The following is an 8258-nucleotide window of genomic DNA, read 5'->3' as shown; positions in this document are numbered from 1 at the left end:
CTTTTCCCAAGAAAAAATCCAATAATCAATCCGATTGGGATACCGATGATGGATAACCAGACTGCCTGCCGGTTCACCATCTGTCTGATCTGTCTTTTTGAAGATCCAACCGTGCGCAAAAGCCCGTAATACCTGATATCCTGAGCTACCGAAATATCAAAAATATTGTAGATCAATAAATAGCCGCAAACGATAAACAGGACTGCAAAGCCTGCGATTCCAAATACCAGATTTGTATTCAAAGGGGGATTCGTCATTTGATTTACGGCACTTAAAATATAATTGGAGGCTTCTCTGTCCTCCGGTTCTCCCCCCACCGACCGGATAAATGAATTTAGCTGATCCTGTATTTTAAATTTATTTTTTAAAACAATATCTGAAAAATAAGTCCCCGCCATTTCCAGATCCTGGCGGTAAGTATATGGAAATAACGCTTCATTTTCCTTCATAAATGCTTCCGAAACAATCATCATACTGACGGGCATGCCCCCAGCTTCCCACCAGCCGGATACAATCATATCAAAATGATATGTTTTTCCCCGCAGTTGAAATTCTATCGGAATCTTGGCACCTACCTCCGGTGTAATCCCCAGATCTTCCATTGCCTTATCGGTTGTTGCAATTTCATTAGCCGCCTGGGGTGCTTTGCCGTGGGCAGGTACACTAAAAGTCAGCTCCTGTTCTGCAGCGTCCATATAGTCCAGTTCCACATTGTGGTGATTGGTATTTGTCAGAAAGCCGATTGGACGCCTCTCTCCCACAATTACAGCCATATCACTTTCCTTTAACTTCTGAAACTGTTCCGCAGTCATGTAACGCAGGTCTGCATCCGCCTTACTTCCCTTTTGTTTCTGGCTGGTCAGAGTCAATGACTGGGACGCACCAATTCCTATTGTAATGATAGATGTGAACAAAAGTGCGGTAAGAGCAATCGCTGTCACTGCTGCAATATTTCTTAGTTTATTTTTGAAAAAACTACGTTTTGCCAGCTTTCCTACTATCTTTTTATTATTATTTTCCAGCATCTGTTTCCCCTCCTAATTGGCAATCCTTCCGTCTTCAATCCTTATAATCCGGTCCGCAAGCTGCGCTATTTCATTGTTGTGGGTTATCATAACGATCGTCTGATGAAATCTTTCGCTTGTCATTTTCAGTAATCCCAGTACATCTGCACTGGTTTTGCTGTCCAGATTGCCGGTAGGTTCATCGGCAAGAATAATAGCCGGTTTTGTAATCAATGCCCGTGCGATTGCCACACGCTGCTGCTGCCCTCCGGATAGATTATTGGGCATGTTAGAAAGTTTATCCTCTAAGGTGAGCATTCCCGCCACATCCTGCAGAAAATCTTTATCAATCGTTCCTCCATCCAGTTCCACCGGAAGAACAATATTCTCGTATGCATTTAAGATCGGTACCAGATTATAATTCTGAAAAATGAATCCGATATTCCGGCGTCTGAAAATGGTCAGCTGTTCATCATTCATTTTTGCAATTTCCTTATCTCTGATCCGGACACTTCCCGATGTGGGTATATCCAGACCTCCCATCATATTGAGCAGTGTGGATTTGCCGCTTCCCGAAGTCCCCACAACCGCCACAAACTCTCCCTGTCCGATCGATATATTTACACCATCCAACGCTTTTGTGATATTTGGATTCATCCCATAATATTTTTTTAAATCTCTGGTTTCTAATATATTACTCATATATTTTTTCCCCTTTCTTTTTATAACACTATCTTATCATCCAATTATCTCAAACTTATCTCAATGGGTAATTATCTCAAAACTGTGATAATCTGCTACTAGTGATACAGCGAACACTTTATATGTGCCCTAATATTACGCATTATATTTGGGTTTAGTTGATAAAAGACGCTTTGTAAATGATAGGTAGTGCAGCGCTTTTTGGCGGCACGCGGGACTGAACCGAGAAATGCATCCTCACACAACCCATCACAAAAAGCATAAGGCCAGACCGCTGTCCCTATGCTTCCTATAAACCACTTTTAATTAGGAAGAAAAATCATAAATTCCGCCCCTTCCCCGGGCTGGGATCTCACTTCTACATAACCTCCCTGCAAAGTTATGATCTCCCTTGTAAGATATAAACCAATGCCTACTCCCTCCTGGTCATGTACTTCTTTTTCCCGGTAGAAACGTTTAAAAATGGATGCCTGGTTTATTTCCGGTATTCCTCTTCCGGTATCCCGTATTCTGATCCTGGAGTATAATTCCATGGGTTCTGCTGAAACAGTAATTCTACCGCCACAGGGTGTATATTTAACCGCATTGTCCAGAATATTAGAAACCGCTTCCGCCGTCCATTTTACATCGTGGCTAAGGAACAGATCTTCCGGACAGGTAACCGATATATTGATCTGCTTCTCCTCAGCCTTTGGAAAAATACTATTCAATGACAAGCCAAGGGTTTCATATACAGAGGCTCTTTTTTTCTGCATCTCGAATATTCCGGTCTCCAGCCTGGACATCTTAATCATCGCCTGAATGAGAAAATCCAGTTTATTTACCTGAACTGTAATGGATTGCAGAAATTCCTTCTGCTTCTCCCTGTCCACATTCCGGTCCTGCAGAATGCCTGCATACAATTTTATATTTGCAACCGGTGTCTTGGTCTGGTGGGAGATATCCGATACCAGACTCTGAATTGCCATCTTTTCTTCCAGGCTCTTTTGATTATGGCGCTGTAAAATCTCATATAGTTTTCTCAGCTTCGACTGCAGCTTTGACAGAAGTGTCTCGCTGATTTCATCAAACGCGATATTCTCCTTTTCATCCAGCATCTCATCCAGGCAGGCACTCATTGAATCTGCAAAACCCGTTATCTGCCTGCGCATTACTGCAATTACCCCAGCACTAATACCTAAAAACCCAAGTCCAAATCCGATTAAAAGCAGACGCATCAGCATATGATCTGTTACATGCCATACCATCAAGCTGAAAATTGCCAGCATCACAACGGCTGCAATGGTGAAGATTTTATAGAGCCACACTGTCTGAAACTTAGCACCCATGATTCTCACCTGCCCATTGATACCCCATACCATAAATGGTTTTAATATATTTATGGATATCATCTTCAATTTTCGATCGAAGACGGTTAACATTTACTGCAAGCGCATGTTTGTCCACAAAATTCCCATCATTGTCATACAGATGATCTAACATCACCTGATGGGTTAACAGCTGACCCGGATGGGTCGTAAAAAGTTTCAGCATTTTATATTCAGTAGGTGTCAGCGCCAGCTCCTGATTCATGATTCTGGCTTCCGTTTTATCAAAATTGATGTGCAAATAGGAATCCCGGTACTGGTTGGTATTTTCTAATTTTGAACATCGCTTTAAAACCGCCGCAACTCTCCTGCGAAGCAGCACCATACTGAACGGCTTTGTGATATAGTCATCTGCCCCAAGGTCAAAACCCCGGACAGCGTCGCTTTCCATATCACAGGCAGTGAGGAAAATCACCGGCATGTCCCTGGTTTTTTTCAACTCCTGTATAAAATGAAACCCATCGCCATCCGGCAGGTTTACATCCAGGATGATCAGGTCAAATGTTTGGTCTTTCAGAATATTCCGGCCTTCCTCCAGGGAAAAAGCGGATTGCATTTGGTAATTCTCTGCTTCCAGATCAAAGCTTAAACCTGTATTTAATGCTTCATCATCTTCAATTATCAGTATACTGCTCATCTTGCTCCCCTTTGAATAATTTTCCGTCCTCTTCCTGTATCTTATAAAATACCGGACGTTCCTTAAGCGTTTCATTGGGCGAATGAAGGGATAACATCAGCGCACCCTCTTTAGTTTTAAAAAGCATCCCGTGTCCGCCGTCTTTTTTAAACAGCAATTGGGGTTCCTGCTCCCACTTCCCCGTAATATCCCCATTCCCGCTTTTGGCAATTGCCTCCGTATAACCTTCTTCTCCAAAGCTCGACCACAGCATAAGCAGGGTTCCGTCTTGGCAGCGATACATAAAAGGTCCGTCTGTACAGTAACACTCCACGTCCTTTCCAAGCCTATCTGTTTCCAGCTTCTTAATCCATGGTGCCTCTGATGCACGAAATAATACCTTAGGTTAACCAACGGGTGTTTTTAAATCCGGGGACAACATAATTGCGCAGACTTCTCCATCCCCGATCTGTACCCATTCATGACAGAAAACAAGATACGGAACCTGACTGGAATCAATATATAACGTGCCATCCAGACATTCCCACGCTTTGGGGGTAACCGGAGATTCACTGTGAACCTGGAACGGTCCCAGAGGATGGTCGGCTTTCAGAATCTGAGTTCCCCTGCAGACACCATCTGCTTTGAAGGATGCAAAGATATAGTATTTTCCCTGATATCTATGGCACTCCGGTGCCCAATAGTTCTGATCTGCCCAAAACCCCTCCGGTTTATGAAATACTTCCACTGGTCCTGTCCACTCTTGCAGATCCCTGCTGTAATAACAGTCCAGTCCGTCGTCATTGCCCCAGCAGCGGGAACCTCTGGTGCCATACATATAATAAGTATCTTTGTCTAACAAAATAAAAGGATCCCGAATATTAATTTCATTAATCTGCATATCAATTTTCCTCCATATATTCAAACAGATTCGAATGCGTGTTTGAAACTGCATTCTGACCGCTTTGCTTCACACTTTGTGGGATGCTGCCCACACATATGCTTTTTATTTTAGCACCCGCAAATACATTATTCCAGAACTTTTTATACAGAATATCAAAATTTAATTAATACTGATATAGTGATTCTTGACATCTGTTCTCACATCTTCCTATAATAACATAAAGGCGGTGATAAAATGATTCATAAATCAGTAATCAGCGATTACAGAGATACCAGGCGCATACTGTTAAAAGCAGATGATTATATATATGTACTCCCTGACAAAGCATTAAAACCTTATATTTCCAATTATACCCTGACTTTTCCCAGAGAAAACCTGATGGCTGACCAATACACAGTAATTCCCCATGGCAGTTCCACGATAGTTTTTCACTTTGACGGCAATCAAATACACAGTGATCTATTTGGATCTGCAACAAAAGCAAACGCCGTGGGAGAGCAGGCAAATAACTCCGTCTGGATACTGATTATCGAGTTTCAGCCCTGGGGATTATATCCATTTATCAAAGAAAATCAGTCCGAATTGGCTGACAAAACATACTCTCTGGACTTATTAAATAAACATTTGCAGAATCTAGTATTAGAAATTATCGAAAAATCCTGGAATATTGATTTCCTTTTTACGGAGCTAGACAAACTCTTTCTTCATTATCTGAATAAAAATGAGAAAAGAATGAGATATCAGGAAAACCTTGCAGTAAAAATTGGTGCTCATCACATCATACGGGAGAATGGATTAATTTCCTCCAAAGACCTTGCCAATTATGCCCATTACAGTGAACGTCACCTGAACCGTATTTTCAAACAATACATCGGAACCGGTACGAAAACCTTTGCCCGGATAGTAAGAACAAATAGAGCCGTTCAATTGTTCCAAAATCCTTACCACCCTTCCACTATTTCTCATGTGGCTGATCAAATGGGGTTTTATGACCATTCCCACTTTACCCGGGACTTTAAATCTATCTGCGGCGTAACACCTGCTCAATATCTGGAAAACATGTCCGATTTTTACAACGAAATATCTAAGTATTAATTGTATAATGTACCATACGAAGGAGGTGAAACGAAATGAAATATGGTGGAACGCTTATAGCGGTTAAGGATATGGAAAAATCAAGATATTTTTATGAAACCATAATGGAACAAAAAGTTACGATGGATTTAGGTGCTCATGTATCATTTGAAGGCGGTTTATCTTTACAGAGCAATTATGGTGAATTAGTAGGTACCGAACTGGTGCCCCTTTGTAAAGAAAACAATTTTCAATTGTACTTCGAAACGGATGATCTTGAAAAATGGTATGATAAAATCAAACAACTATCGGAAATCGAGTTTTTGCATGGCATAAAAGAATATCCATGGGGGCAGAGAGTCATGCGGTTTTATGATTGTGAACAGCATATTGTGGAAGCTGCTGAAAGTATGGAAAGTGTTGTGAAGCGCTATCTGGCACTTGGATGGCCTGTTGGGCAAATCACAGAGAAGACCATGCTTCCTGAGGCTTTTATTGCTCAGTTTTTATAGAAAGTCGCATTCTTCTATTTTACACGAACTGCCGGATTCTTTCTAGACCCGGCAGTTATTTTTATGTAAAAAGAAGCTGCGCACCAATCACATTCCGTACGTCAGCTCCACTTTACTTAAATTTCTCTTACTGAAATCTCTCTTACTTCCATGTCTTCCAGACATCCGGCTGAAATCCCACTGTGGCAGATGATCCATTTCTCACAATCGGTGTCTTTAAAATCTGCTGATTCTCCAGTACCTTTTCTGCCTTATCTTCCTCAGCAATGTACCGGACCAGTGCCAGTGTATCCTTGTCCCTGCACTTTTCATCCAGCATATTGTCAAGCCCGCCCACTGCCTGCTTTACCTTTGTGAATTCTCCTTTGCTCATCCCTTTTTCTTTCAGATCAATAAACTGAAAAGAAACGCCCCGTTCTTTGAAATACCGCTGTGCCTTTTTCGTATCAAAACATTTCTTAGTTCCAAATATTTGTATATTCATTTTACTTATCCCTTTCAACAATATCCTGTACTCTGCCAACGATTCCGCCTTCCAGCATCACTTTAATGCCTCTTGGATGATTCTGTGAATTTGTCAAGATGCGCTGCACCACGCCTTCCGTAAGTTTTCCGCTTCGCTGATCCTGTTTCTGCACAACCATAACAGCCTCACCAATTTTTATATTCTTTCTTACAATAACTCCAACCGGAATGAAGTAAATGCACTAAAATCCCACTCAATATCACTCCTCCAAATACGTCTCCCTATATGCTTTACGTACCGCTTCCGGCACAAGGCTTCCCCCTGTTGCCCAGGCGATATGCACTGCCTGCTTCATCTTGCCGCACAGATGATTCTCTGTAAGATATTTTTTCGTCTCCGGATACTGATTCAGATGAATAGGTCCGGCAAATGCCGCGCAGGCACTTGGCTCCAAAAATATCCCCTCCTGGTCTAATAAACCACGCATATATTCATATAAATTTCCATCCCGGATTGTAAAGATGCCGCTTAACAAAGGTGCCATGATGCCGCCCACAAAGCCGGATGGCCGCCCTACAGCCAGCCCGTCTGCATGAGTCTGCCCGGATAAGCCCATATCCTGTACGCAGATGTTCTGATGCAGTCCCGTTGCCATTCCCACAAGCATACACGGCGCTTTTGCAGGTTCCGCAAAAAAGCAGTGGACACTGTCATGGAATAACTGTTTTAATCCAAAGCTGACGCCGCCCGGGGCACCACCGACTCCGCAGGGAATGTACACAAACAGCGGATGGTCGGCATCTACATTAATTCCCTGGTCTTTTAGCTGCCCCAAGAGCCTCTTTGCCGCAACTGCATAGCCCAGGAATAAATTCCGGGAATTTTCATCGTCTACAAAATAACTTTTCGGATTCTCATCCGATAGTTTTCTGCCATTTAATACGGCTTCACTATAGTCAGATTCATATTCCACAACCCTGACCCCATGGCTTCTCAGCAGATCTTTTTTCCACTGCTTTGCGTCAGCCGACATATGTACAATAACATCATAACCAATTGCCGCACTCATGATGCCTATGCTCATACCCAGATTACCGGTAGAGCCAACCTGTATGGTATACCCACGAAAAAAAGAACGGTTTTTTTCCGATGCCAGGACTTCATAGGAATCCTGTAAGGAAAGCAATCCATGTTTAAGCGCCAGGTCCTCCGTATGCTTAAGGACTTCATAGATTCCCCCTCTTGCCTTTATGGAACCTGCAATTGCAAGATGGCTGTCCTGTTTTAATAACAGCTTTCCCATAAGGGCGCTCTGGTATTTTTCATTGATATATTCCTGCATTTTAGGAATGGGAGTCAGTACGGATTCAATGATTCCTCCCTGGGCTCTTGTCTCCGGAAAACATTCTGCGATAAAGGGAGCAAAACGATTCAGGCGTTCCTCCGCCTCGTCAATGTCCTTCATAGAAAGTTCTAAGTCTTTCCCCGCAAGATGAAATGGAAGCAAGTCAGGATTTATCCAGACAGTTTCCTTTTCTTCGATTACAGAATCCAGCACCGGAGTATTGCTGATCAGATCAGCCGTTTTATATGTTTTCAAATTCTATTTACCT

Annotated in this window: 11 protein-coding genes; 2 read left to right on the top strand and 9 right to left on the bottom strand. The window is 42.4% G+C overall.

The annotated features are described in order from the left end of the window. From ACH2DQ_RS01875 to ACH2DQ_RS01850, 6 genes are all read right to left on the bottom strand, one after another. Positions 1–1025: ABC transporter permease (locus ACH2DQ_RS01875; RefSeq protein ID WP_395025276.1), on the bottom strand; the 1025-nt coding region annotated here is incomplete at its 3' end. Between the two features lie 12 nt (positions 1026–1037). Then, entirely contained in the window at positions 1038–1706 is a 669-nt protein-coding gene (locus ACH2DQ_RS01870; protein WP_394911924.1) for an ABC transporter ATP-binding protein, read from the bottom strand. A 302-nt stretch (positions 1707–2008) separates the two neighbouring features. Next, complete coding sequence (locus tag ACH2DQ_RS01865) at positions 2009–3034, bottom strand: sensor histidine kinase (protein ID WP_394911925.1); 1026 nt, start codon at positions 3032–3034, stop codon at positions 2009–2011. Next, positions 3024–3710, bottom strand: a complete 687-nt coding sequence (locus tag ACH2DQ_RS01860) for a response regulator transcription factor (protein ID WP_394911926.1) — start codon at positions 3708–3710, stop codon at positions 3024–3026. The genes ACH2DQ_RS01865 and ACH2DQ_RS01860 overlap by 11 nt, the downstream gene beginning before the upstream one ends. Further along, positions 3688–3993: a hypothetical protein gene (locus ACH2DQ_RS01855; RefSeq protein WP_394911927.1), complete on the bottom strand. Its 306-nt coding sequence runs from the start codon at positions 3991–3993 to the stop codon at positions 3688–3690. The genes ACH2DQ_RS01860 and ACH2DQ_RS01855 overlap by 23 nt, the downstream gene beginning before the upstream one ends. A 102-nt stretch (positions 3994–4095) precedes the next feature. After that, the gene (locus ACH2DQ_RS01850) at positions 4096–4590 is read right to left on the bottom strand and encodes a family 43 glycosylhydrolase (RefSeq protein WP_394911928.1); all 495 of its coding nucleotides are present in this window, start codon (positions 4588–4590) and stop codon (positions 4096–4098) included. Positions 4591–4827: 237 nt separating this feature from the next. On the opposite strand from ACH2DQ_RS01850, the gene ACH2DQ_RS01845 reads away from it, so the two are divergent. Continuing rightward, positions 4828–5688: a helix-turn-helix domain-containing protein gene (locus tag ACH2DQ_RS01845; RefSeq protein ID WP_394911929.1), complete on the top strand. Its 861-nt coding sequence runs from the start codon at positions 4828–4830 to the stop codon at positions 5686–5688. A 35-nt stretch (positions 5689–5723) separates the two neighbouring features. After that, a complete protein-coding gene (locus ACH2DQ_RS01840) occupies positions 5724–6179 on the top strand; it encodes a VOC family protein (RefSeq protein WP_394911930.1) in 456 nt (151 codons plus the stop codon). Between the two features lie 142 nt (positions 6180–6321). Here the strand turns inward: ACH2DQ_RS01840 and ACH2DQ_RS01835 are convergent, their stop codons facing one another. The 3 genes from ACH2DQ_RS01835 to ACH2DQ_RS01825 are packed head-to-tail and all read right to left on the bottom strand — an operon-like array spanning position 6322 to position 8245. Then, positions 6322–6663: an arsenate reductase family protein gene (locus tag ACH2DQ_RS01835; protein ID WP_394911931.1), complete on the bottom strand. Its 342-nt coding sequence runs from the start codon at positions 6661–6663 to the stop codon at positions 6322–6324. A 1-nt stretch (position 6664) separates the two neighbouring features. Then, positions 6665–6844 (bottom strand): YwbE family protein, encoded by a 180-nt coding sequence (locus tag ACH2DQ_RS01830; RefSeq protein WP_395025278.1) that lies wholly within the window; start codon positions 6842–6844, stop codon positions 6665–6667. 60 nt (positions 6845–6904) lie between these two features. Beyond that, positions 6905–8245: a D-serine ammonia-lyase gene (locus ACH2DQ_RS01825; RefSeq protein ID WP_394911932.1), complete on the bottom strand. Its 1341-nt coding sequence runs from the start codon at positions 8243–8245 to the stop codon at positions 6905–6907. Positions 8246–8258 lie beyond the last annotated feature (13 nt).

The sequence above is a fragment of the Robinsoniella sp. genome (assembly GCF_034124845.1).
The sequence above is the reverse complement of the archived record's forward strand: the minus strand, read 5'-3'. Positions and strand labels throughout refer to the sequence as shown.

Excerpts from the sequence above, each read along its gene's own strand:
- ACH2DQ_RS01865 (WP_394911925.1), bottom strand. The coding sequence starts at position 3,034 with ATGGGTGCTAAGTTTCAGACAGTGTGGCTCTATAAAATCTTCACCATT.
- ACH2DQ_RS01845 (WP_394911929.1), top strand. The coding sequence starts at position 4,828 with ATGATTCATAAATCAGTAATCAGCGATTACAGAGATACCAGGCGCATA.
- ACH2DQ_RS01860 (WP_394911926.1), bottom strand. The coding sequence starts at position 3,710 with ATGAGCAGTATACTGATAATTGAAGATGATGAAGCATTAAATACAGGT.
- ACH2DQ_RS01850 (WP_394911928.1), bottom strand. The coding sequence starts at position 4,590 with ATGCAGATTAATGAAATTAATATTCGGGATCCTTTTATTTTGTTAGAC.
- ACH2DQ_RS01840 (WP_394911930.1), top strand. The coding sequence starts at position 5,724 with ATGAAATATGGTGGAACGCTTATAGCGGTTAAGGATATGGAAAAATCA.
- ACH2DQ_RS01855 (WP_394911927.1), bottom strand. The coding sequence starts at position 3,993 with ATGTATCGCTGCCAAGACGGAACCCTGCTTATGCTGTGGTCGAGCTTT.
- ACH2DQ_RS01835 (WP_394911931.1), bottom strand. The coding sequence starts at position 6,663 with ATGAATATACAAATATTTGGAACTAAGAAATGTTTTGATACGAAAAAG.
- ACH2DQ_RS01870 (WP_394911924.1), bottom strand. The coding sequence starts at position 1,706 with ATGAGTAATATATTAGAAACCAGAGATTTAAAAAAATATTATGGGATG.